We start from the raw sequence: 24294 nt of genomic DNA on the forward strand, positions 1-24294 counted from the left end.
ATTACATCAATTCTATTTATACATCTTTATTATACAAAAAAAGAGATTGATAATGTTCCAATCTCTTTCAAAATTAATCCAATTCACGTAAATGATCTTGTATATATTTTTTTCTTTTATTTATATATTCCTCAATCATATCAGCTTCTTGATCAAATATTTCTAATTTTTCTTTCATATATGGATCTTGTAGTAAATATGGACGAATCGATTCACACAAACCTTCTACTTTCGGCATCATAAACGAAACGGTAAATTGTTCTTCTAATATTTCTTCCAAAATACTTCGATATTGTTTTCTAAATACAGGTATATCTAACAACCTTGCACTTAATGTGTTATAACCTTGAATACGAATGTATTCATGATCAAGTGGTCTCCCTTGTACATCTCGCCCCCAAGTCGCATCATAATCCCACGGTATCACTTCAAATAAATTCGTTGCATCGTTATGATATAGTGCATAGTTATGAACAAAACCATCAAAGTTTTGAGTAAAAATGACGCCAGCTAACCACCTTAAATATTTGTCTACATGCAAAAACTTTCCAATTCCTTTTTCATAAGCTTCCCTTGACAAAGTATTTGCTTGAAATACAAATTCACTCAGTTGTTCTTCACTATTTTCATTCGAATATTTAAATTCATAACCCGCAAAAAGCTCGGTCTTAACATCTTTATCTCTCTCACTCATTAAAGAGAAATTTGCATCATCATCTATCGCATAATAAATAGACCCACTCGGTAATCCTCTATTTTTCAAAAAGTTTTCATCTACTGATTCTAACTGTAAATATACGCCTTGAATTTGACCGTTAATTTTTATAAATACATGTTGTGATTTAGGTGAAAGTACACCAATATCGTGAAAAAAGTCTAAAGATAATTTATTTCGTATGAGAGACGGATCCATAAACTCAGAGTTTAGATGAAACTCTTTCGCACCTTGAAATTTTTTCGGTTTATAGAACATAACATGATAAGATTTTTTCTCAAATTCACGAATATGAGCACCCCGATATACGATATCAATGTCATACTTCTTTTTTTCATAAGTTAATTTTGCTGGCACTGGACTGTCTGACCAAATTTCTCTTTTCAATTCCACTAGGTTCATTGGATGAATAAAAAAATCATATGAAGGTAGCATATTTCCCCATCCCTTCTCAGTTCTCTTCATTCAATGTATGCACTTTGCCTTGTCCATACATCCGCTATCAACCATTTATATAAAATTACACTCTTGTCCTGTTCAGAAAGATGCCTATATACATATCCTGTTAATGAAAAAGAATACCTTTTGACTTTAATACACGATAAGGAGGATTTCTATGAAACGTGATATTAGAAAAGCTGTTGAGGAAATCAAAAGTGCGGGGATGGAAGATTTCTTACATCAAGATCCAAGTACATTTGATTGCGATGATGATTGTACTACAAAAATAGAATGTAGCGACGATTGTAACTGCCCAAGAACAAGATGTACTCACGTGAAACATTGTACGTTCGTTACAAAATGTACTCATGTAAAAAAATGGACATTTGTTACAAAATGTACTCGTGTTCGCGTTCAAAAATGGACATTCGTTACGAAAGTAACACGTAGAAAAGAATGCGTTTTAGTTACAAGACGCACTCGTAGAAAACATTGTACGTTCGTTACAAAATGTGTACGCTTTGAAAAGAAATTTTACTGGACAAAACGATGTTACTGTAAAAAATGCGAGTTCTTCCCGAATGGACACGGTGGCTCTTGTGATGATTCATGGGATCATGGTAAAGACTGTCACGATTATGGACACAAATGGAATGATTGCAAAGGCGGAACTAAATTCCCATCTTGCAACAACAAGAAATTCGATCACTTCTGGTATAAAAAACGTAATCGCTAGTTTTTATGCCTATAAAAAAGGCCGTTTTGCGGCCTTTTTTCGTTTATTGAAAATGACTTATATCTGCAAATTGCTTCACTTCACATTTTCCTTCTTCAAATTCTATTATACTTAGACTAGCACTATGCATAAATGGATCATCCCATACATTTTCTATTTCAACACCTGCAAAATGTCCTACAAGTAATTTGGCCGCTGCCGCATGGGAAACAATTAATATACTTTCTCCTTTATGCTTCTCTAAAAGATGATGTATTCCATCAATTACCCTGTTATGAACAGTCTCAAAATTTTCTCCTGATGTTGACTGAAAAAGATGTGGCTCATACCAAAACAATTCTATATCGTCTGGGTATTGCCTTTCTATATCATCGATTGTTTGTCCTTCCCATATGCCCATGTTAATTTCATAGAAATGCTCGTCCGCGATTATCGGTATATCACGTTCGCCCTTTATTAACTCTGCAGTATGAAGTGTCCTTTCACTCGGACTACTATAAATCGCATGGATAGATAAATCTTTCATTCGATCTCCTAATTTCTTAGCTTGTAGCATCCCATTTTCAGTTAAAGCAGAATTTTTCCGACCTTGCATTCGTTTCGCTACATTCCATTCTGTTTCACCGTGCCTTGTTACGTATACAGTTGTTTTCATTTTGCATTCCCCCTTACCATGTTGGCCTCAATTCCCACGGCTCTACCCGTCCTACAATCCATTCACCACATTTACTCTCAATTCCTTTTATTACACCATCCGATATTTCTTCATGAGTAAGCCATCTGCCGTATGTACCGTCTAATATAAAACCTAATATTATTCTATGATAGCTACATCGCGTACCTCCTATTTTTTGTGCGGTCATGCGCGATGCTTTACTACCTAAAATATGAAAAGTGCTGTATGTTTCAGACGACAAGTCTAATTCTCTACAAATGAGCGATAACGTATCCTTCGCACTGGAATGTATCCATGCGACAACTAATGTTATTGGGCCATTCCGCTCAATTGTGCTCTTAATTGCTAACTTTACATCGTCTTCATTATGATAATCTAACGATAGACATGAGATACTTTCTGGTATAGCACTCTCTCGCTTAACATTTTCTAATTTCACTTCATCTCTACCAATAATAGAAACATGAAACTCTTGCTCACAAAGCCACATACACACCCTCTTTAGCATTCCTGTTCCACCAATTACTAGCGCATGCAACTTCTTCCCCCCTTAGTAAAATGTCATATGAGGTTTATCTTCCCTATAATAATTAAGTCGGTCTTGCAATGTCCCTGAATGAAACTCAAATTTGTGGCCATCAGGATCAACAAAATAGATAGACTCACAATCCCTTACATCTCGTTCTCTTCCTTGTAAAATATGAACATCGTTTTCTTCTAATCGCTGCAATAGACGTTCAAAGTCTTTCTGTTCAACTGAAAACGCAATATGCGTATAAGATTGATGAATCTCATTTCTCGGAATATGTGCTTCTTCATTAAGTGCTATCCATACCCCGCATACATAAAAATATGCAAGTTTTCTCCCTTTAACTAATAATTCTCCTTCTAACACTTTTTCGTAAAATGTAATAGAGTTTTCTAAATTAGACACTGAAAAACAAAGATGATTAATTCCTTTTAACAAAATTAGCTCCTCCTTAAACAAACGAAAAGATGAGCGAAAATTCACTCATCTTTTATTATACTATTTCTTTGTAATATATGCCCATTTATAGCTGAAGTCCCCACCAAACGTATGATTTGCAATACCTTTTACATACGGTTTCTCTAAATATGCCGTACTTTGTTGGTACGCAGGAGAAATGGCAGCATCTTCACCAATTAAGATTTTTTCAGCTTCTGCAAGTGCATTCCAACGTGCTTTATCATCTTTTAATAGCTCTCCTTTTGATTTCGCTACTAAATCATCATACTTCGGATTAGAATAATCCATTTCATTAAATGAACTTCCCGTAACGAACATATCAATATAAGTCATTGGATCTGGATAATCCGGACTCCATGCAGATAATGAGAATTCATATTCAAATTTCTTTTCTAACTCTAGCTTCTGCTTATATGGTTGTTGTTTCAAATTCACTTTAATACCAGGTAAGTTTTTCTCTAACTCCTCTTTAATAAAGTCGCCCACTTTTTTACGGCTACCATTATCATCATTTAAAAATTCTACTGTAATTGTATCTTGGCCAAGTTCTTTCTTTGCTTCTTCCCATAATTTTTTTGCTTTTGCTGCATTGTCTTTACTGTCACGGAAATTTTTATTTACAGAACGGAAATCTTTCCCATCTGGTCCTGTTGTAAATTTTTCAGGTACTAAGAAATATGCTGGTAATGATCCGTCATTTAAAATAACATTTGCAATTCCTTTTTTATCATATGCTAGATCAATCGCTTCACGAACTTTTTGGTTTTTAAACGTTGCATTTTTCTGGTTAAAACGCAAGAAATACATACGTGGATCTAACTTCGTTTTAAATTCATCTGGCTTATTCTTTTTATATTTATCAACAAATTCAGAACTTAAAATAACACGGTCTGCTTGATCACTATCATATAAATTTACTCCCGTGCTAGTTTCCTTCACTATATTTACATTAATTTCTTCTAATTTTACTGTATCTTTATCCCAATAATTAGGATTTTTCTTCAATTGATAACTTCGTTCATGTTTCCATTCACTCATCGTAAATGGCCCATTGTATAATAGTTTATCTGCTTCTAATGCATATTTATCCCCTTGTTCTTTCACATATTTTTCATTTAATGGGAAAAATGTCGGGAACGAAGTAAGCTCAAGGAAATATGGTGCTGGTTGTTCTAATTCTACTACTAACGTTTTATCATCCTTTGCTTTTACTCCTAATTGATCTAACGGTAATTCTCCCTTATTTACTTTCTGTGCATTTTTCACATCAAATAAAATAAATGCATACTCAGCTGCTGTTGCTTTATCTAATGCACGTTGCCATGCAAATACAAAATCTTGCGCTCGAACCGGATCGCCATTAGACCACTTTGCGTCTCGTAATTCAAATGTATATGTCGTTTTATCTTCACTAATCTTCACATCTTTTGCCATACCTGGAGTTGGTTTATTATCCTTATCTAAACGATATAACCCTTCCATTGCATTGACAAAGGCACGGAATGATACAGAGTCTGTCGATTTTGATGTATCCATTGAAGGAATTTCTGCTGCTTCTAGTAAGTTTAATACTTGCTTATCTGCTGCCCCCTTACTTGCCTCTTTCTTCGTTGTAGATGCCTTCTCCCCATTTCCGCAACCTGCAACTAATACACTAGTTGATAATGCTACTGCAGCAATCGTTGTTACCTTTCTCTTCATTCTTCCTTCCCCCAATCTATATGTATAAATGAAATCCAGTATAATACATATTATTATACAAAAGATTCAGATTATTTCAAATATTATTTTCGTACATTAAAAAAAAGAAGCGGATAGAGAGTCTTTCCATCCGCTTCTTTTTCTATTTCTTTTACTTGTAATCCATCGTCTATATCAAATGGATTTTGAACTTTAAATATTTCGTCCATTATTTTCAAAAACTCTTCCTCATTTTTAGATTCTCCATTAATCGTCAATGAGTACGGCTCAATCTCGCCCAATTTATAATCAACAACAAATTGGATCTTCACCTTTTTCCTTGGCATATCAGGACTTTCTCCTTGAAACTCTACCAATTCTAATCCTTCGGTGCCACGATAATATACCCAACCTGGATTTCTAAAATAATTTTCAAAAGATTCACCAATTGAAAAGAACGGATATTCATATAGTGAGCCTGCACGAACTTTTTGAATAATATCTCGATCAGTTGGGAAAAAGAAATGGCTGAAAAAAATACTAGCAACTGCTAAAATCGTAACAATTATTGCTCCCATTTTACTGGTTCCACCACTATCACGAATGAGATACTTCTCAACCGATTCATCTTGAATTTCTCGTGCTTTTATTCGATATATACGCCTTTCTGCAAATTGATAATATAATCCATTCGCAAAAATCGCCATTCCAAATAAAATAAAAACGAGTAATAGAAACGTCAGAGGCACCATATTAATGATTGGTAATGCTACGTTGAAACCCATATAATAAGAAAATGCATCACACGCTACTAATAACAATACAAATAATGCTGCTGGTAAATAGTACTTACGATACCCAAGCCAGCCTACATTGAAAATGGCTGCCCAACCATTCCAGCTCCACCTAGCAATCCGCTTTTCCTCAAGCTCCCATTTCCTTTTGTAATACGAAAATTGTCTCCCTACATACACTTCTAATTCCTTGTCTATTAGTGCGCTTCCTTCACCTTGTTCAGTATGCAAAGTCCGCTGGCAACTTTCACAATTCAACTGATTTCCCTCGCAAAGTTGCCCACAATTTATACATCTCAAAACAATCCCTCTTCCCGTCCATACGTTATTTCAATATACCTTCGTGTTTTAATAACCACTCTTTCCTCCATAAACCACCTGCATATCCAACAAGCTTCCCGCTCTTTCCTATTACACGATGACACGGAACGATAATTGAAATCGGATTACGACTATTCGCTCCTCCTATCGCTCGTACAGCTTTCGTATTTCCAACTTTCTCTGCAATATCTAAATATGAAGCACTTACGCCATACGGAATAGTATAAAGCGCATCCCATACATTTTTTTGAAATACTGTTCCCGCAGCAGCCAACGGGACTGTGAACTCTTTTCTTTTCCCCTTAAAATATTCATCTAGCTCATTTATACATTGATCTATCATTTCATTTGTAATTTCTTCTTGTCTCTCATCAACAAATATAACAGACGTAATTCCTTTATCGTTCGCTGTAATTTCTAGCAAACCTAATTCACTTTCATAATAAGCCTGGTACATATGTCAGCCTCCAATTCAATTCATATTAATTATTGTAACACGAATAGACAAAATTTTTCGTATAAGCGTTTTATTAGAGAAACAAAAACGAGAATGATACAATGTAAGAAAATTCAATCTAGGAGGCTATTGGATGCATTCCGAACTTTTTTCACCTTATACAATTAAGGACGTTACATTAAAAAACCGTATCGTTATGTCACCTATGTGCATGTATTCATCAGAAAAAGAGGATGGCCAAGTAACAAATTTTCATCTCGTTCATTACGGAACAAGAGCTGCCGGTCAAGTTGGTTTAGTTATGATTGAAGCAACGGCCGTGTTACCTGAAGGAAGAATTTCTAACAAAGACTTAGGTATATGGGATGATAGCCTAATTGAAGGCTTACATAAAACGACAACTTTTATACATGATAACGGTGCAAAAGCTGCCATTCAACTCGCTCACGCCGGAAGAAAAGCAGAATTAGAAACGGATGCTCTCGCTCCATCCGCAATTCCATTTAATGAAACAATGAAAATACCAGTAGAAATGAGTATACAGCAAATAAAAAATACTATATTAGCTTTTCAAGAGGCTGCCATACGTTCAAAACAAGCTGGATTTGACGTTATTGAAATACACGGTGCTCACGGTTATCTTATTAATGAATTTCTTTCTCCACTTTCTAATAAACGGACTGATGAATATGGCGGTTCACCTGAAAATCGCTATCGTTTCTTACGTGAAATTATTGACTCAATAAATGAAGTTTGGAACGGACCGTTATTCGTTCGTATTTCAGCAAATGACTATCATCCTGATGGATTAACGGTTCAAGATTACGTTCAGTATACAAAATGGATGAAAGAACAAGGGGTAGATGTAATCGATTGTAGTTCTGGGGCTGTTGTACCGGCACACATCGATGTATATCCCGGGTATCAAGTACAATACGCTAAACATATTAAAGAGCATGCTAACATTGCAACTGGTGCTGTTGGATTAATTACGACCGGGGCACAGGCAGAGCAAATTTTAAATAATAACGAAGCAGATTTAATTTTTATCGGACGTGAGTTACTTCGCAATCCTTACTTCCCAAGAATAGCCGCCAATGAACTTGGCTTTGAGTTAGAAGAACCGTATCAATACAAGCGAGCACCAGGGAAAATCCATACGAATAAATAAAACCGAGAATATTATGTACGACTAAATATAGAGAAATTAAAAGTATACTACAAGACAACGTATATTATTTCATAATATCGTTTTAAGGTGTATCAACATTTTGCTTGATACGCCTATTTTTTGTTTTTCACCTCCCTCTTGTTACTATATTTAGCATTACATTGAAATAAAGTTATATAAAAAATTAATTTTAATGAACAAAACAACCATAATCACACTCTAAATATGCGACAAGGTTATAATCCAAATCCCATAATATGGATCACAACTGAAGTAACAAAAAACAATTTCTCAAATTAAGTAGGAAATTGTTTTTTATTATAATAGTATACTGTTTTTAATTCGTTTGTTTCGTTTATAACTCCAACAAATTTAAGTATCCTTTATAAATAGGAACGATGGGCTGGCCATGAACCTTGGAGCTTACGAATTTGTACAATTTGTCCTGTATGATAAGCATCGTGCAAAAGAATGTTCTGATATTGTTGCCAAATTGGAAGAGAAGGGGTAAGTCGCTCTAGTTCTGCTTCTTGAAGGGATATTAATACAGATTGTAAAGCATCATGCACTTGAATTGTTCGTAACACTGTTTGTTGCCACGCATCCTCATCATTACATCCACCTTGGACAAACGTTTCATCATTATTTTGTGGTGCAACAAATGTTTCATCTTCGTGTAAGCGGGCAAGTAGGCGTTCTTTAAAAGTAAGTAAATGGTTTACATTTTCCCAAATTGTATTACTAGCCCTTCCTTCTGGTTGCCAACATGCTTGTGCAGCGGTAAGATCCTTTAACGCGTCTGATATAGGTGGATACCATGCTTCTTCGTAAAAAACTTGCTTAATTCCATTTTGCAACATTTCTTTTTTACTCATTCGTATATCCTCCTTTTGCAAACCCTCAAAAAGTATGGACTAGTACATATCATTCTTCTCGTTTGTTATTCTATCGTTGTAATTTCATTTGAGTTATAAAAATAGATACCCGTTTCTTCTCGCAATGCAGTGATATACATCCCTTTCGCCACATCTTTCGCTGAAATTGGTTTATACTTTTTGAAAGCCCCTTTAAATATAAAAGGAATGATACGAGATAACTTTTCAGCCATTCGTTCACCGAAACGAAATTCTTGTCGATTTCCTACTAATAAAGATGGCCTAAAAATGTGAATGCCACCTATGACTAACTTTTGTAATTCCTCTTCCATTCTCCCTTTAACTTGCGAATAAAAGAAAAACGATTTAGGATTTGCTCCCATCGAAGACACAACAAGGAAATTTTGCACACCTTGTTTCTCCGCTAGACACGCAGCTCGTAACGTATATTCATAATCTACCTTTTTGAAATTTGCTTTTGTTTTTGCTTTTTTTATTGTTGTTCCTAGACAACTAAATACGTCATCTACAGCAAAAAACTCTTTATATTCCTCTAATACCGAATAATCTACTTGCTTTTGCTGTAACTTCTCATGTTGCCATTGCATTGGTTCTCTTACAAAAATAGTAACCGAATCGTAGTAATCTGATTCAAGTAATAGACGCGTTATCTCTTGTCCAACTAAACCACTTGCACCAAGTACTAACGCTGTTCGCTTATTCATATATGCATATACCTCTTATTTTACTTTTCTCTCCTTCAGTAAAATACAACTTTTAGGAGTTTCCTTTTCTCATTTTACCACAAGTAAAGCACTATGCGTACGCATAGTGCTTTACTCACTCTTTTTTCTCATCTTTCTCTCGTAATTTTGTAACTGTTGATGCATCTCCTAAATTACTTAATAACCTTCTTAAAAAAATTAAGACTAAAGCTAATGGTAATACTACCGCTAATATCAATAAAATAGCTTCCATTAAGTAACCCAAACACTCATCCCCCTCTACACCCTCCTTTCATATATATGAACACAGCGTTGTCACATATGCATGTATTCGCAAAAATAACACATCTATATTTGACAACTTTATAACAAAATCAAATCGGAATGATTATTATTTATTGCAACTTTATAAAAGATGTATTATACTAAGTTCGCAAACTAAAACGTAATTATTCCGTTTTGTATTAAAATGATATTTTTCTTCTAAAATTGGGGAAAATATATTCGTAAAAAAAGAAAAGAGGAGAACTTCATGCCTAAAAGATTGACTATATTTTCATTCTTACTTATTTTCACTTTAATTTTTACTGGCTGCTCAAATACAAAAAAAGGTAATGCCAAGAAAGACGGAAAGCTAACTGTTTATACAACTATTTTTCCTCTTGCTGATTTCGCAAAAAAAATTGGTGGCGACTATGTAACGGTTGAAGCAATTTATCCACCTGGTGCAGATTCTCATACATTTGAACCAAGTCAAAAACAAACAGTAAAAGTTGCAAAAGCCGATTTATTCGTTTATAACGGCGCTGAATTAGAGCCATTTGCTGAAAAAATGGAAAAAGCATTACAAAAAGAAAATGTTAAAATTGTAAATGCATCAAAAGGTATTGAACTGCGTACTTCTACTGAAGAAGAGCATCATGATCACGGAGACGGCCATAAAGAAGATGAACATCATCACGATAAAGACCCACACATTTGGTTAGACCCTACTCTAGCAATGAAACAGGCAGAAAAAATTAAAAATGCACTTGTAGAATTACAACCTGACCATAAACAAGAGTTTGAAAAAAACTTCGCAGCACTTCAAACGAAATTTACTGATTTAGATGATCAATTTAAAGCAGCTGTTGCGAATGCAAAAACGAAAGATATTTTAGTTTCTCATGCGGCTTATGGATACTGGGAACAACGCTATGGCCTAAAACAAATTGCTATCGCGGGTATTTCAGCTTCTGATGAACCATCTCAAAAACAGCTTGCTGACATTACAAAAACAGTAAAAGAACATAATCTACAATATATTTTATTTGAAACTTTCTCTACTCCAAAAGTAGCATCTGTCATTCAAAAAGAAACGGGTACAAAGGTTTTACGCTTAAATCATCTTGCTACTATTTCTGAAGATGATGCGAAGAGCAATAAAGATTACTTCACTTTAATGGAAGAAAACGTAAACACATTGAAAGAAGCTACTAACTAATCAATTTTTGAAAGAAGCTGAACGATTCATTCAGCTTCTTTTTTTATTTTTTCTTACTTGACTTGACCAAAATAACAAGTAAAATTATCCATATTAGCTTTTAAGCTATATTAATTTAGAAGGTGAGTTGGAATTATGACTCTTCACATTTGTGAAGTAACAGAAAAAAATTGGCGTTCGGTAGCTGCTTTAAACGTCGCAAAAGACCAGCAGCAATTTATTGAAAGCAATGCGTTTTCTCTAGCAGAATCATTATATGAGGGAAACGGAACGTCAGTAGGTTTATATGATGGAGAAACACTTGTAGGATATGCAATGTACGGATGGTATTGGGAAAAACGTAAAAGCGTATGGTTAGATCGCTTTATGATTGACCAACAATATCAAGGAAAAGGATACGCAAAACGTTTCCTTCGTATACTCATTCAATTCTTACAAGATAAATTTGAATGTAAAATAATTTATTTAAGTTTACATCCAGACAACAAACTCGCAATGGGATTATACAAGTCATTTGGCTTCCGCTTAAATGGCGATATTGATGACGAAGGTCCAGTTGTAGGTGTTGTAATGGAGTTACTATTAGATGAACATACAAGCCTGTGAAAACAGGCTTTTTATTATCCTTCGTTTTTTGCAATCTATCATTTTTCCATAAAGTACTTAATTAATTCCAAAAAATAAGCCTGCAATATATGCAGACTTATTTCACACACTCCTCAAAATGTTCTTGGAACCATTCTTTATTAATATCTTTTCCGATAAACACGACTTCACTTACTCGTTCTTCGCCCTCTTGCCACTCTCTATCGTATGATGCAGCAAACAGTGTATGTACACCCTGGAAAACAATACGTTTATCTACTCCATCAATCGATAAAATTCCTTTGTAGCGATATAAATATTCACCTAGTTCTTGAACGACAGCTGACATCCATTCATTTAGTTTTTGTAAATCTAACGGACGTTCTTCACGTAGTACAAACGATTTTACACCTTCTAGATGATTATGCTCTGTATGAGGATAAATTTGTAACGTATCTTTCGTTTTAAACGTTTGAATTTGTAGTAACGATGGAATATCCACATCACAGTTAGTAGCCTCGATTAACTTTGCAGTCGGATTAATTCCTTGCAGTTCATGTAAGAGATTTTCTTTCTCACTTTCTTCAATTAAATCTAGTTTATTTACTAAAACAACATCAGCAAACGCAATTTGCTCTTTTGCTTCTAGTCCTTTTTCAAAATGTTTATGTATATGATAACTATCTACTACTGTTACAACACCGTTAATTTGGTATGCGGATTGAATAACAGGATCTAAAAAGAATGTTTGAATAATTGGACCTGGATTTGCAAGACCCGTCGTTTCAATTACTAATCCATCAAAGTCCATTTTCCCTTCTGCTTTTACGTCCAGTAATTGTTTTAAAGCGACGAGTAAATCTTCACGTACAGTACAACATAAACATCCATTCGTCATCTCCATAATCTCTTCTTCGACATTCATAATCAGTTGATTATCAATACCAATTTTCCCTATTTCATTTACAATCACTGCTAATTTCTGACCGTGATTCTCTGATAAAATACGATTTAATAATGTCGTTTTCCCTGATCCAAGAAAACCAGTTAATATTGTTACTGGAATCATTCCCTACATCTCCTTATAGCTATATGTTTTTACATTATAGCATATAGAGAAAATCGTTTTTGTAGCAAAACATATTTATTGTATGTCTGAACCTGTAACTATATAATAATATGTAGTAAGAAAGCCTTTTCAAAATATTATTCATTCATCAAGGGGGTACATATAATGGAACGAGTTCAAATGACCGAAACACTAGAATTTTCTCGTATTATTCAAGGTTTTTGGCGTTTAGCAGAATGGAATATGACAAAGCAAGAGTTACTTTCTTTTATGGAAGCTTGTATGGATATGGGGATTACTACTTTCGATCACGCTGATATTTATGGCGGTTATACGTGTGAAGGGCTGTTCGGAGAAGCATTACAACTCAAGCCTTCCTTACGCGAAAACATGCAAATTGTCACAAAATGTGGAATCGCTCCCCCATCAGCTAAATTTCCAGAGCGATATGTTGCGCACTACAATACGAGTGCTGAACATATTATTAAAAGCGCGGAGAAATCATTACAAAACTTACATACAGATTATATTGATGTATTGCTCATTCATCGCCCTGATCCATATATGGATCCAAATGAAGTAGCAGAAGCGTTCTCACGCTTAAAGCAAGAAGGAAAAGTCCGTCACTTCGGTGTATCTAACTTTTTACCTTCACAGTTTAATATGTTAAGTTCCTATTTAGATTTCCCGCTCATTACAAATCAAATTGAAGTATCGGCGATGCAGCTTGAGCATTTCGAAAAAGGGACAATTGATTTATGCCAAGAAAAACGAATCAATCCTATGATTTGGTCACCTCTTGCTGGCGGAGAAATCTTTACTGGTCAATCAGAACGTGCCGTAAGTGTACGTGAAACGTTACAAAAGGTTGCTACAGATCTAGATATTACTAGCATAGATACGGTTATGTATGCATGGTTGCTTACTCATCCAGCTAACATGATGCCAATCGTTGGCTCTGGTAAATTAGATCGTGTTAAAACGGCGGCTCTTGCTACAAAAGTTAACTTAGACCGTCAACAATGGTTTACAATTTTCGAAAGCTCTAATGGACACCCTGTACCATAATGTACAAAAAGAAGAGCCGTTCCTTTACAGCTCTTCTTTTTCATATGTATTTCTAGTCATGGCAAATACACACATATCCCTTAATCCATTTCCATCTACTGCAACACTTGCACTTTCTAACGTACCTTCTAACTTAAAGCCTAATTTCTCAGGTATCGCTCTACTCTTCTTATTTAAAGAATCACAACGAATTTCTACGCGATTTGCTTTCAGTTCAGTGAAAGCGAACTCCGTTATACCTTTCGCAGCCTCTACCATATAACCCTTTCCACTAAATCTCGAATCAATCCAATACCCAATTTCAAATTGAGGTATATCCCAATTAATACGATGTAATCCAGCTGATGCAATAAATTCACCTGTTTCTTTCGAAAAAACTAGTAATCTTAAATCCTCACGCTGCAAAAATTGAATATGCGATTTTCTAATGCTCACTTCTACTTCTTCCTCTGTTTGCTCTTTTTGTGCAAAAGCCATCCATGGTTTTAATTCTTTCATAGAAGCTTGAATTGCATCATATACAAATTTACCGTCACCTGGTTTCGGCATTCGAATAAATAGCCTTTCAGTATAAAATTCAGAAGGAAAATCGAATAATAACGGATTCACTCTCACCACTCCCTATATTTCTTTTATATATAATAATATCCATCTCAAGTTATACAGTAAAGAAATTTCTGAATTTTACACATTTTAATCATTTACCTCTACAGCAACACGAACTCCAGATTCAATTGCTCCTTGTATCCATCCGTGATATAACGTTGTATGATCTCCAGCAAAGTATAGTCTCCCCTCTGGTTTTATAATGGCTGGTTGTAGTTCAGATTCTTGTCCTGCCTGAAATAGCGCAAAACCTCCAAGTGCATATGGATCCAATGTCCAACTTTTTGATATGCCAGACAAGAACTCATCATATACTTGGCCACCTAATATTGTCGCTAAGTTCTGTAGTGTGTAATAGATACGATCACCTTTTGATAAGCCATCCCATAACAACGCATCATAAGACCATGTATAACTTCCTAACATCATAGCAGGTCCTTTCTCTCCAATTCCATGACTTGGATAATAAGCGTAACGAATTGGCAAATCTGTTATAATCCTGCCACCTAATTGCCCTTGTTCTTCCCAAAATCGGCTTTTAAATTGAATTCCTATTTTCGTCGCTGGCATATAATGCAATTCACGAATTGCTTTCCATTTTTCATGAGATATCGAATCAAATGGATCTACTTCCACAAAGCGCATTGTCGAAAATGGAATTGTAATAATAACTACATCCCCTGTAATACTACTATACTCAAAAGTTTCCTCGTCTCGATAGAAAGCTGTCACACCGTTATCGTGTTGATGTAGCTTCATTAATTTTTGATTATATATAATATTTTCTTCTAATTGTGGTAAGAAAGACTTTGGTAATCTATCATTTCCGCCTACTATTTCACAAAATCCACTCTCCTCCTGCATAATGTATAAAAAGCGTAACGTCTCAACAAATGACCTTTCCAAAAAACCTTCTAAATCTAATAGAACACCGATCATCTCTATTGTTACCGGCGAGAAATACGTATGATATTGATAAGGATGATACTTTAAAAATTGTCCTGTAGAGTATCTCCCAAAATCCTTTACTACAATATCCCAATTTTTCTCTGGATTCTTTTTTATAAAATTTATAATTGGCTGTACCGCTAACAATAATAGCTCCTCAGACGTCTTCCCGACTTCATTCATTTCCACAGGATACTTTAATATACTTGGGTCTTTTTCATATTGTTTTAATGTCGTTTTCCGGCCATTTACGTAAATAATATCCGTCTCATTCCTATTAATAAAAGGGCTTACCTGTAGCCCAAATTTTCTTATATATGCCATCGTTAATGTGTGCGAATACGGAATTCTCATTGCCCCAACATCTAAGTACAACCCGGTATCTTCCATTCTAACCGTCTCTATGCGGCCACCTACCCGGTTATTTGCTTCAAAAATCTTCACATCATGTCCTGCAGCCTTTAATAAAGATGCCGAAACTAATCCAGCCATACCGGCTCCTACTACAATAATTTGCTTCGAACGAGTCGTCTTCTTTAACCCTTTATTTATAACTTTTAACGTTTCGTCCATCTCAGTGTTATACATTATATCTTTCTGCACAATTCCACCCCTTACTTCATAAAGTGAAACTATAATCAGTGAGGGGCTCTTCCCCCACTGATTATTAGTTGAACCAATCGGGCTTTTATGGACAGTTAATGCGGGATAAAATGGGCATTAGTGGTTTAGTGCATTTTATTCATAAATTCCCATAAACATAACAACATAACGAGCGGAATATTCACTAAAAGTACATAAGAGTTAGCTTTCACAACTCTTCACACTTCGTATAATATAGCAACAGCAAAGAAGGAGTGGTTGAAAATGAAACAAATTTACGACTACCACGCTACAAAGAAGTATTTAGAAGAAAAGAAACAACAACTATGCAATAAACTTAGTAGTATGCACCTTTCTAAAAAAGAGCTTGAACAACTAAAACTTGAAATTGATAACTACGATTATATTTTAAATTTAGTGGAAATGAATCATTATGAACGAGGCTTTTCTCGTTAAATATAGATAGGTGGTTTATCCGTTTTTAATTTTGAGCATTTTATTACGCATTTTTCGTAAGTAAATATATAATAGGATGTACATTAAGATTGAGAGGTATATTCTATGATCAAATTAAGTGTGTTAGACCAATCCCCTATTTCAGATGGTAGTACAGCAGCACAAGCTTTTGCACATACAGTTACACTTGCACAAGAGGTTGAAAAACTCGGATATACACGCTTTTGGGTATCAGAGCATCACAATTCTGTCAGCCTTGCTGGTTCAAGTCCAGAAATACTTATTTCTCATATTGCAGCAAAAACGGAGCGTATGAGAGTTGGTTCGGGTGGTGTAATGTTACCTCACTATAGCCCATATAAAGTTGCTGAGAATTTCCGCGTTTTAGAAGCGCTTTATCCAAATCGTATTGACCTCGGTGTCGGAAGAGCACCTGGTGGTATGCCAATTGCAACTCGCGCACTACAAGAAGGAAAAATGGTCTCACTTGATCAATACCCAGAGCAAATTGCAGATGTTGCAATGTACTTACATGATCAAGTACCAGAAAACCATCATTACGCAAATTTAAAGGCTACCCCTGTCATTCCAACATCTCCTGAGATGTGGATGCTCGGTTCTAGCGGAGAGAGTGCGATGATTGCCGCAAAACAAGGTGCTTCTTTTGCATTCGCACAGTTCATTAACGGATACGGTGGCCCTGAAGTAATGAAGGCTTATCAGGAACAATTCCAACCTTCCTATTTAGGAGATAAACCAAAATCAATCGTCTCTATTTTTGTTATTTGCGGAGAAACAAATGAAGAGGCGGAAAAAATTGCTTCTAGTTTAGATTTATCAATTTTATTACTAGAACAAGGAAAGCGTACAACTGGTACTCCTTCTATCGAAACTGCACAAAATTATTCATACAGCGCTTATGATTTATTCCGTATAAAAGAAAATCGTCAACGTATGATCGTCGGTGATCCATCTTCTGTGAAAGAACAAATCGTAAACTTAAGCAAAGCGTATAATACTGATGAATTTATGATTGTCACAATTACTCATCGATTTGAAGATAAATTAAAGTCTTATCGCTTACTAGCAAATGCTTTTCACTTATAATGATAAAAGGGAGATACATCCATTACGATGCATCTCCCTTTCTTACTACTTATTACTTTTGGCTTCTATATAATTAATAGCTTCTTTTAATAGCTCTTCAAATCCCTCAGGATAATCATGATTTAAATTAGGCACAACTTTATACTCATGTTCTATATTTTTATCTCTCAATAATTGTACAAATTGCTGCGTACATTCAAAACAATCTTCATCTTGATCCCCGCACACTATATATCCCTTTATATGTTTATCTTGTAGCACTTCCAATAACTCATTCCATTCTTCAATCTCTGGAAGCCACGGCGCGATAAAAATAAAACCATCTACATCTATATCTTTTTGTAAAATCGTATACAAAGCTACTCTTGCACCAGCAGAAAAACCACCAACTATTACACTTTCTACTGTATGATTTTCTTTAAAATTAACGTAATGCTCTTTTAATTCTTCTTTCCCTCTATGTATATCATCCCAAACAAACCCACCTGAAAACTGAACTTGCGAAGACTGTGGTATAGCTAACGTATAATCTTGATCCAACACAGATTTCCAATATGGTTCTACTATTCCTATATTTTCTTGATCTCCGTGCATTGCAATCAATAGTTTTTCTTTTTTCTTACCTTCTATATATTTCACGTCTGCTCGTTCTGTTTTCTTTGCTAATTCTTCCCTCTCTTTACATAATTGAACCATTTTATGAAACTCTTCAAATTTATGTAGTGGTTTTAAATCGTCGTCGGAAATCAAATACTCATTTCCATACCAAAAACCCTTTTCTATAATGGCTTCCTTCATTAATTGCAACGCTTCTTCTTCAAGTCCTGCTGCACCCGCTAGTGCATATTTGAAATTATATATTTGCGCCTCATTTCCCACTATGCTTTTCGCATGTTCCATTATATAGGTGTACGCTTCCAAACTTCCTTCATTTGCGTAACAATGTAATGTTTCATTTAATAATTGAATGTAAGTCATACTATTTTTCATACACCCATTCCCCCGTAATCTTTTATAATATTTATTTCTCAATCCTTTATGCCATTCTGTAATCACTGTATATAACTTACGCTAACAATACTTAATCATTACTCCTCTTCTTCCAATAAGTTTAGTATAAAGTTTAATAGACTGAAAAATCATTTTTTTACAAACAAAAAAAGACAACAATATATTTATTGTTGTTTTCCATACATCTATCCACTCTTTTGTTTTTTTCTGTCTGGTTTACTTGAAACTAAATAATGTTTTTCTGAAATATATAAGTTTCTTTTTAATATACGATTTAAATACGGCCCTAATTTCATCCCGCATATAAGACGCTCTTCACTACCTTCAACAATTGGAAACATTTCTTTTTCTGTTACGTACTGATCTACTGCTTTTTGTACGATATCAATTTCTTTAACTAGGTTTAGATTTTCTTCTGTATGTTCAAATACCTCAAGCGTTTCCTTCGTAATAAGGAAACTATTTGTTGGAAATACAGATAAATACGGCTTTAACAAATCATAATTTACTGTATAATCATCATTTACTAATACTGTATAAACGATATTAGCATTCGTTTCTAGAAACTTAGCCATCGCTTGTTCTAATTCATCTTTCGTAATTTCACGCTCTTCTTTTCCGGTTCTGAAAAAGCGAAACATCGCATCGCCTCCTTTTTACTATATTATAGCATAAAAGAAAACTGAAAAATTACAAAAAAAGCCATTGAAAGAATTTTTCAATGACTTTTTTCTTTATATACTTATATTTATTTTAAGAAAGCACTTAGCATCCATACATGTTGTTCTAATGTTGTATGAATCGCTAATAACATGTCCGCTGATGTTTCATCGCCAGCTTCACCAGCAACTTCCATGCCTTCTTTTAATTCTTGAATAAGCGCAGAGTAATCATTCACTAATGTTTGTACCATTTCTTCTGCTGATTCCTTGCTTGTCCCTTCACTCACACTAGATGTTGCAAGATATTCTTTCATTGTCGCTAATGGCTTACCTTCCAACGCTAAAATACGTTCTGCTAATTCATCGATATACGTTCCAGCTTCATTGTAAAACTCTTCAAATTTCTCATGTAATGTAAAGAAGTGTGGTCCTGTCACATACCAATGATAATTATGTAGTTTCACATATAACACATTCCAGTTTGCTACCTGCTTGTTTAATACTTCAACAACATTTGTTTTCGTACTCATACAATCCACTCCTCTTATCATTTCATAATGTTTATCTTTTAATAACCTAGTTACATGTTACCATACATTTCCTATCCTTTGGAACGATCGGCTCATATGTAACAAAGTTTTAACACCTTTAATACTTCCCTAATATCTTTTCATTCATGTATGTTTTCAAACACTTCATACGTCTAATTGTCCAAGCTCATACATATGCATAATAGTAAATCAAGCTCATCGTAGTAGAAAGAGGGATAACATGGACAATCAACAATGGCAAGTAGCAAAGAAAGTCGCTGCTACTTATATTGGAACAGTTGTTGGAGCTGGATTTGCTACTGGACGAGAAATTGTTGAATTTTTTACAGTGAACGGAATATATGGAACGATTGGCATATGTGTAAGCGGATTTTTTTTTATTTGGCTTGGCACAAAGATGATGTTACTTTCATCACAAATCGGTGCATTTTCAGCACAAGAATTTAACAAATATTTATTTGGGGATGTATTTGGAAATGTTGTAAATACACTATTATTACTCGTATTATTTGGTGTAACGAGCGTTATGTTATCAGGAGCTGGGGCGGTATTCGAAGAGCAACTTCGTTTACCAAGACAACTTGGTATTTTCATTACAGTGATCGCCTGTCTCATTATAGGTAGTCGCGGATTACAAGGTGTTTTTGAAGTAAATACACTTGTCGTACCTATTATGATGATTTTTATTATCGGACTTGCTATTACAACTTTTTTTCACGGTACAACTCCTATTAGTAACACTATTCCTGCAGAAAGATGGAATATGAAGTGGATTACTAGTCCCATTACATATGTCGCCTTAAATCTTTCTCTCGCCCAAAGCGTTCTCGTTCCGTTAGCCAGTGAAGTAAAAGATCGAAAGGCCATTTTATGGGGCGGTATTTTAGGTGGTGCAGGACTTTCTTTAATTTTATTGTGTAGCCATTTAGCTATCTTATCAGTCGATCAATTTTATCAATATAATATCCCAATGGCTGAAGTCATAAGAAAATTCAATGCAACTTTTCACTTTTTCTTCGTTCTTATCATTTTCGGTGAAGTGTTCACAACTTTAGTTGGCAATGTGTTCGGAATGACGAAACAAATGCAATCCATCACCGGATGGAAAAATAACAATATTATTTTCTTTATTTTACTAATAAGTTATTGCTTTAGTTACGTTGGCTACAGTGAATTACTCCACATTCTATATCCTATAATCGGGTGGGTCAGCATCATTTTACTTCCGATTATTGCTTTTAAACGACTTCAAAAAACATAAAAGAAGCATCCATGTTTATTGGATGCTTCTTTTATGTTTATTCACAATCATTACATACTTCCCAGTACGGCCCCATTTCGAGTGCTAAATATGGCTTTAGTTGTAAGCGAATCATCCGACTAGGCATACGTTCTAAAACGAATTGAATTCCTTCTTCCTCTTCATCTAATTCAACCTTTGAAATCGTAATTCTTTGCATAGTAGAAATAGGCATTCCATCTTTATATAAAGTGATTTTCACCTCATCATATTCATTAAAATACAATTCAACACTCATTTGATTTTTTAACAGTTCATCAACAATTTCATATTTATCATTTCGTTTCTGGATTATATATTTCCAGCCACCTCTATCTTCTTCTTTCGGAGCTGTTTGAAATATTGTCATCAAATCCTCGTATAGCATAAGATAACCCCTCTCTTACTAAAAAACGATGGGTATTTTATATACCCTTTATCTCTATCACTATCCATATGTATTGTACCATATATCACCGTTTTTACCGTATTCATTTGCTTCATAACTGCATATATAACACCTGATTCTCTTCATTACTATATGAATTTTCTCTTATTTCATTTTTTAATATTCTTCTAAAGTTTTGAAATCATATCTAACTTAATGAAATGCACTCTTTGTCCATCTTTCACTTAGTATTTCCTTACAACAACAAAAAAGAAGAGTGACTTATATCACTCTCCTTAAAAGAATTTCCCAGTAGCTGCTAACGCTAATACTAGTATTAAAATTGTAAATAATAATGATACAATGAAACTAAAAATAGGTAATGCTTTCTTTTCATCTTTCTTAAAAAGTAACTTTAAACTAAGAAAGATGTTTACTGGTACAAGTATAAAATAAAAATATTTAACAATTTGCACCGAACTATTCGAAAGTGTTTTTAAAATAAACACTTCAATTAGAAAAACAATAAAAAATGAAATACTTAACCAAAATGAGACATAACTAAGCCAAGAATGTCTTTTGGTCCCCCAATAAACTCCCATAGTAATCTCCTTTATTTGTGTTCTATATGATTCTAATTATACACAAAGTTAACAAATACCTCTATTTTTCGACAAATATTATACAAAATATACCTTTAATATCATAAAAATACTCTCTATCCCATTTAATTTTACATAATAAAAACAGACTACTCCAATAGCTTACTGCTGTTTTAGAGATAGTCTGTCCTATGTTAAACTTTAAATCTTTCAATTAACCCTTGTAACTCTTCAGCCATTTGAGATAATGTACCAGCCGCAGAACTAATCTCCTCAATGGACGCTAGTTGTTCTTCTGCTGATGCTGCAACGTTTTGAGTACTCGTCGCATTATTCTGTGCTGTCATTGCAATTTGTCCTACTGAAATAGATACTTCATTTGCACCTTTTGACATCCCATTAGCCGTTTCAACCATCGTTTTAATTTGATCGGCAATTTCATTTGTAGATTGTAAAATCTCAGTGAAGTTTTGCTTCGTTTCATTCGCAATCACAAGTCCAGATTGAACTTCTTCATTTACATGCCCCATAGATTTTACCGTCTTACTCATGTCATCTTGTATTTCACATATTAACTTACTAATTTCATTAGAAGATATGCTAGACTTCTCTGCCAATTTACGTACTTCATCTGCAACAATTGCAAACCCTCTTCCGTGCTCTCCCGCTCTTGCAGCTTCAATTGCGGCATTCAAAGCTAGAAGGTTTGTTTGATCTGCAATATTTTGAATTACTTCTAGTATGTCACCAATTTGTTTTGATTTATTATTTAGTAACTGTATAACTTCATCTGATTGTGAAACAGATTCTGCAATAGATTGCATTTGATTTACAGTTTTTCCGACTAGTTTTCCGCCATTTTCTGCTTTTTCACGCGTATGAGCAGAAGCGGTACTAATTGATGATGAACTATTTGCTACATGCTGAATTCCTTCTGTTACATCAAATAGTAACATTGCACCATTTTCTACACTTGTCGTTTGTGTTGTTGCCCCGCTCGATATTTCATCCATTGCCATTGTAATTTGCTCAGTCGCTTCACTCGCTTGTCTTACACTTGCCGTTAGCTCTTCTGATGCTGCTGCAACATGTCCAGCCGAAGTATTAATTCTTCCTATTAACGTTCGCAATGCATCTGTCATCTCATTAAACCCTTTTGCAAGTTGACCAATTTCATCATTAGAATGAATCTCGATTGTTTGCGTTAAATCTCCCTCACTTATTTCTTTGGAAGTGGTAACTAATCTCTTTAATGGCTTCGTTATAGAAAGTGTCACAAAATAAATAAGCGCCCCACCTATAACTAATGAAATAAACATAACAATTAACATATTATAAAATACAGGCTGCGCAGCTTCAATTATTTCATTTGAGTACATCGTTCCACCAATTTTCCAACCTGTTTTTACATTTGTAGCAAATACCATTTGTTTTTCGCTGCCATCATACATATATGAAAAAGCACCGTGATTATCTTCATAAATTTTCTTCGCCCAAGAATCAGCTGCTTTTTCCCCTGATTTTTCTTGAGGATGTGCAATTATTTTTTGTTTCCCATCTAAAATGAAAGCATATCCTTTTTTACCGATATTGATTAACTTTGTTGTTTTTAATAAATTATCTAAACTTAAATCTATTGCTACAACACCGTTTTTATCTTCTGCTTGTTTTGCAATTGTTACGACAATATGTCCATTTCCCTTCGCCTTATACGGCTCAGTAATGACAATACCACCTTGTTTTGCCACTGCATCTTTATACCAAGAACGTTCTGTTGGATCATAGTCTGCTGCCATTTGTATATTTGGTTCTTGCACAAATTTCTTATCATTCCCAGCAACATAGACTTGTTCAACATCTTTATTCAAATTGATATATTGAGATAACATTTTTCTTAATTCATCTTGATTATCCCCTTGATACATATTACCTTGAATCACACGTGCAAAATTATTTACATCATTAAATTTCGCCTCAATCATTTGATTAATTAAATTATCTAATATTTTTATATTGTCGTGAGCACTACTCGTAATTTGTGATTCAAAATTCTTTTTAGCTGTTTGATAAGACATGCCTCCGATAATAGAGACAGCCGCAATTAAAATGACAAAAAATGAAATTAGTAGTTTTTTCGCTACTTTCATATCACGAAACCAATTTAATAGTCTACCCATTACAAACCTCCTGCTTTTCAATTTCAAAAATTAAATCTTGTGAATTATAAATATTTCCCATTCCCTAATTATTATTTTCATAACCTATTATGATGAATACTTTGTAAAGTTTAAACAATT

General features: G+C 34.4%; 27 protein-coding genes and 1 pseudogene. 8 read left to right on the top strand and 20 right to left on the bottom strand.

The features are described from left to right. Positions 1–73: 73 nt before the first annotated feature. Positions 74–1150, bottom strand: coding sequence for a spore coat protein CotH (gene cotH, locus F8162_RS24540; RefSeq protein WP_151630701.1), 1077 nt, complete (start codon positions 1148–1150; stop codon positions 74–76). A 181-nt stretch (positions 1151–1331) separates the two neighbouring features. Here cotH and exsB point away from each other — a divergent pair, with 181 nt between their 5' ends. Next, positions 1332–1892, top strand: coding sequence for an exosporium protein ExsB (gene exsB, locus F8162_RS24545; protein WP_151630702.1), 561 nt, complete (start codon positions 1332–1334; stop codon positions 1890–1892). Between the two features lie 43 nt (positions 1893–1935). On the opposite strand, the gene F8162_RS24550 is transcribed toward exsB, so the two are convergent. From F8162_RS24550 to F8162_RS24575, 6 genes are all read right to left on the bottom strand, one after another. Continuing rightward, the gene (locus tag F8162_RS24550) at positions 1936–2547 is read right to left on the bottom strand and encodes a phosphoserine phosphatase 1 (protein WP_151630703.1); all 612 of its coding nucleotides are present in this window, start codon (positions 2545–2547) and stop codon (positions 1936–1938) included. Between the two features lie 13 nt (positions 2548–2560). Then, on the bottom strand, positions 2561–3106 hold the full coding sequence (locus F8162_RS24555) for a short-chain dehydrogenase (RefSeq protein ID WP_151630704.1): 546 nt from the start codon (positions 3104–3106) through the stop codon (positions 2561–2563). A gap of 12 nt (positions 3107–3118) precedes the next feature. Next, positions 3119–3535, bottom strand: coding sequence for a FosBx1 family fosfomycin resistance bacillithiol transferase (gene fosB / locus F8162_RS24560; protein WP_151630705.1), 417 nt, complete (start codon positions 3533–3535; stop codon positions 3119–3121). Between the two features lie 60 nt (positions 3536–3595). Then, positions 3596–5257, bottom strand: coding sequence for a peptide ABC transporter substrate-binding protein (locus F8162_RS24565; protein ID WP_071757932.1), 1662 nt, complete (start codon positions 5255–5257; stop codon positions 3596–3598). 83 nt (positions 5258–5340) lie between these two features. Next, positions 5341–6330, bottom strand: coding sequence for a DUF2628 domain-containing protein (locus tag F8162_RS24570; RefSeq protein ID WP_151630706.1), 990 nt, complete (start codon positions 6328–6330; stop codon positions 5341–5343). A 25-nt stretch (positions 6331–6355) separates the two neighbouring features. Next, on the bottom strand, positions 6356–6808 hold the full coding sequence (locus F8162_RS24575; protein ID WP_151630707.1) for a methylated-DNA--[protein]-cysteine S-methyltransferase: 453 nt from the start codon (positions 6806–6808) through the stop codon (positions 6356–6358). A 133-nt stretch (positions 6809–6941) separates the two neighbouring features. Here F8162_RS24575 and namA point away from each other — a divergent pair, with 133 nt between their 5' ends. After that, entirely contained in the window at positions 6942–7979 is a 1038-nt protein-coding gene (gene namA, locus F8162_RS24580; protein WP_151630708.1) for an NADPH dehydrogenase NamA, read from the top strand. 383 nt (positions 7980–8362) lie between these two features. On the opposite strand, the gene F8162_RS24585 is transcribed toward namA, so the two are convergent. From F8162_RS24585 to F8162_RS28920, 3 genes are all read right to left on the bottom strand, one after another. After that, the gene (locus F8162_RS24585; RefSeq protein WP_151630709.1) at positions 8363–8854 is read right to left on the bottom strand and encodes a DinB family protein; all 492 of its coding nucleotides are present in this window, start codon (positions 8852–8854) and stop codon (positions 8363–8365) included. 65 nt (positions 8855–8919) lie between these two features. After that, positions 8920–9579 carry an oxidoreductase gene (locus F8162_RS24590; protein WP_151630710.1) on the bottom strand — a complete coding sequence of 220 codons (660 nt, stop codon included), beginning with the start codon at positions 9577–9579 and terminating at the stop codon, positions 8920–8922. Between the two features lie 115 nt (positions 9580–9694). Then, on the bottom strand, positions 9695–9844 hold the full coding sequence (locus F8162_RS28920; RefSeq protein ID WP_192797664.1) for a hypothetical protein: 150 nt from the start codon (positions 9842–9844) through the stop codon (positions 9695–9697). 267 nt (positions 9845–10111) lie between these two features. Between F8162_RS28920 and F8162_RS24595 the strand changes: the two genes are divergently transcribed. Both F8162_RS24595 and F8162_RS24600 read left to right on the top strand, forming a co-directional pair. Beyond that, a complete protein-coding gene (locus F8162_RS24595) occupies positions 10112–11062 on the top strand; it encodes a metal ABC transporter substrate-binding protein (RefSeq protein WP_151630711.1) in 951 nt (316 codons plus the stop codon). Between the two features lie 135 nt (positions 11063–11197). Continuing rightward, positions 11198–11668, top strand: a complete 471-nt coding sequence (locus F8162_RS24600; RefSeq protein WP_151630712.1) for a GNAT family N-acetyltransferase — start codon at positions 11198–11200, stop codon at positions 11666–11668. A 97-nt stretch (positions 11669–11765) separates the two neighbouring features. Here the strand turns inward: F8162_RS24600 and F8162_RS24605 are convergent, their stop codons facing one another. Beyond that, positions 11766–12716, bottom strand: a complete 951-nt coding sequence (locus tag F8162_RS24605) for a CobW family GTP-binding protein (RefSeq protein ID WP_151630713.1) — start codon at positions 12714–12716, stop codon at positions 11766–11768. Positions 12717–12881: 165 nt separating this feature from the next. Here F8162_RS24605 and F8162_RS24610 point away from each other — a divergent pair, with 165 nt between their 5' ends. Next, positions 12882–13784 carry an aldo/keto reductase gene (locus F8162_RS24610; protein WP_151630714.1) on the top strand — a complete coding sequence of 301 codons (903 nt, stop codon included), beginning with the start codon at positions 12882–12884 and terminating at the stop codon, positions 13782–13784. Between the two features lie 24 nt (positions 13785–13808). On the opposite strand, the gene F8162_RS24615 is transcribed toward F8162_RS24610, so the two are convergent. Both F8162_RS24615 and F8162_RS24620 read right to left on the bottom strand, forming a co-directional pair. Then, positions 13809–14393 (bottom strand): GNAT family N-acetyltransferase, encoded by a 585-nt coding sequence (locus F8162_RS24615; protein WP_151630715.1) that lies wholly within the window; start codon positions 14391–14393, stop codon positions 13809–13811. Positions 14394–14477: 84 nt separating this feature from the next. Beyond that, entirely contained in the window at positions 14478–15941 is a 1464-nt protein-coding gene (locus tag F8162_RS24620; protein WP_151630716.1) for a flavin monoamine oxidase family protein, read from the bottom strand. A gap of 264 nt (positions 15942–16205) precedes the next feature. On the opposite strand from F8162_RS24620, the gene F8162_RS24625 reads away from it, so the two are divergent. Next, positions 16206–16397 carry a DUF3896 family protein gene (locus F8162_RS24625; protein ID WP_151630717.1) on the top strand — a complete coding sequence of 64 codons (192 nt, stop codon included), beginning with the start codon at positions 16206–16208 and terminating at the stop codon, positions 16395–16397. Between the two features lie 105 nt (positions 16398–16502). Next, positions 16503–17504: an LLM class flavin-dependent oxidoreductase gene (locus F8162_RS24630; protein ID WP_151630718.1), complete on the top strand. Its 1002-nt coding sequence runs from the start codon at positions 16503–16505 to the stop codon at positions 17502–17504. A 45-nt stretch (positions 17505–17549) separates the two neighbouring features. Here the strand turns inward: F8162_RS24630 and F8162_RS24635 are convergent, their stop codons facing one another. The 3 genes from F8162_RS24635 to F8162_RS24645 form a co-directional block, all read right to left on the bottom strand. Next, on the bottom strand, positions 17550–18494 hold the full coding sequence (locus tag F8162_RS24635) for an alpha/beta hydrolase (protein WP_151630719.1): 945 nt from the start codon (positions 18492–18494) through the stop codon (positions 17550–17552). Between the two features lie 206 nt (positions 18495–18700). After that, positions 18701–19156, bottom strand: a complete 456-nt coding sequence (locus tag F8162_RS24640; RefSeq protein ID WP_151630720.1) for a DUF3939 domain-containing protein — start codon at positions 19154–19156, stop codon at positions 18701–18703. Positions 19157–19263: 107 nt separating this feature from the next. Beyond that, positions 19264–19707 (bottom strand): Dps family protein, encoded by a 444-nt coding sequence (locus F8162_RS24645; protein WP_000105199.1) that lies wholly within the window; start codon positions 19705–19707, stop codon positions 19264–19266. Positions 19708–19948: 241 nt separating this feature from the next. On the opposite strand from F8162_RS24645, the gene F8162_RS24650 reads away from it, so the two are divergent. Beyond that, positions 19949–20989: a GerAB/ArcD/ProY family transporter gene (locus F8162_RS24650; RefSeq protein WP_151630721.1), complete on the top strand. Its 1041-nt coding sequence runs from the start codon at positions 19949–19951 to the stop codon at positions 20987–20989. Positions 20990–21026: 37 nt separating this feature from the next. Here F8162_RS24650 and F8162_RS24655 read toward each other — a convergent pair whose 3' ends face one another. The 4 genes and pseudogenes from F8162_RS24655 to F8162_RS29515 all read right to left on the bottom strand — a co-directional run. After that, positions 21027–21395: a DUF3979 family protein gene (locus tag F8162_RS24655; protein ID WP_151630722.1), complete on the bottom strand. Its 369-nt coding sequence runs from the start codon at positions 21393–21395 to the stop codon at positions 21027–21029. 296 nt (positions 21396–21691) lie between these two features. After that, entirely contained in the window at positions 21692–21997 is a 306-nt protein-coding gene (locus F8162_RS24660; protein WP_151630723.1) for a hypothetical protein, read from the bottom strand. A gap of 194 nt (positions 21998–22191) precedes the next feature. Beyond that, the gene (locus F8162_RS29510) at positions 22192–23139 is read right to left on the bottom strand and encodes a methyl-accepting chemotaxis protein (RefSeq protein WP_413226582.1); all 948 of its coding nucleotides are present in this window, start codon (positions 23137–23139) and stop codon (positions 22192–22194) included. Further along, positions 23134–24174: pseudogene (locus F8162_RS29515) on the bottom strand (cache domain-containing protein); the annotation flags it as partial. The gene F8162_RS29510 and the pseudogene F8162_RS29515, both read right to left, overlap by 6 nt. Positions 24175–24294: the final 120 nt, after the last annotated feature.

The organism is Bacillus sp. CH140a_4T (assembly GCF_008923725.1).
Classification (GTDB): Bacteria; Bacillota; Bacilli; order Bacillales; family Bacillaceae_G; genus Bacillus_A.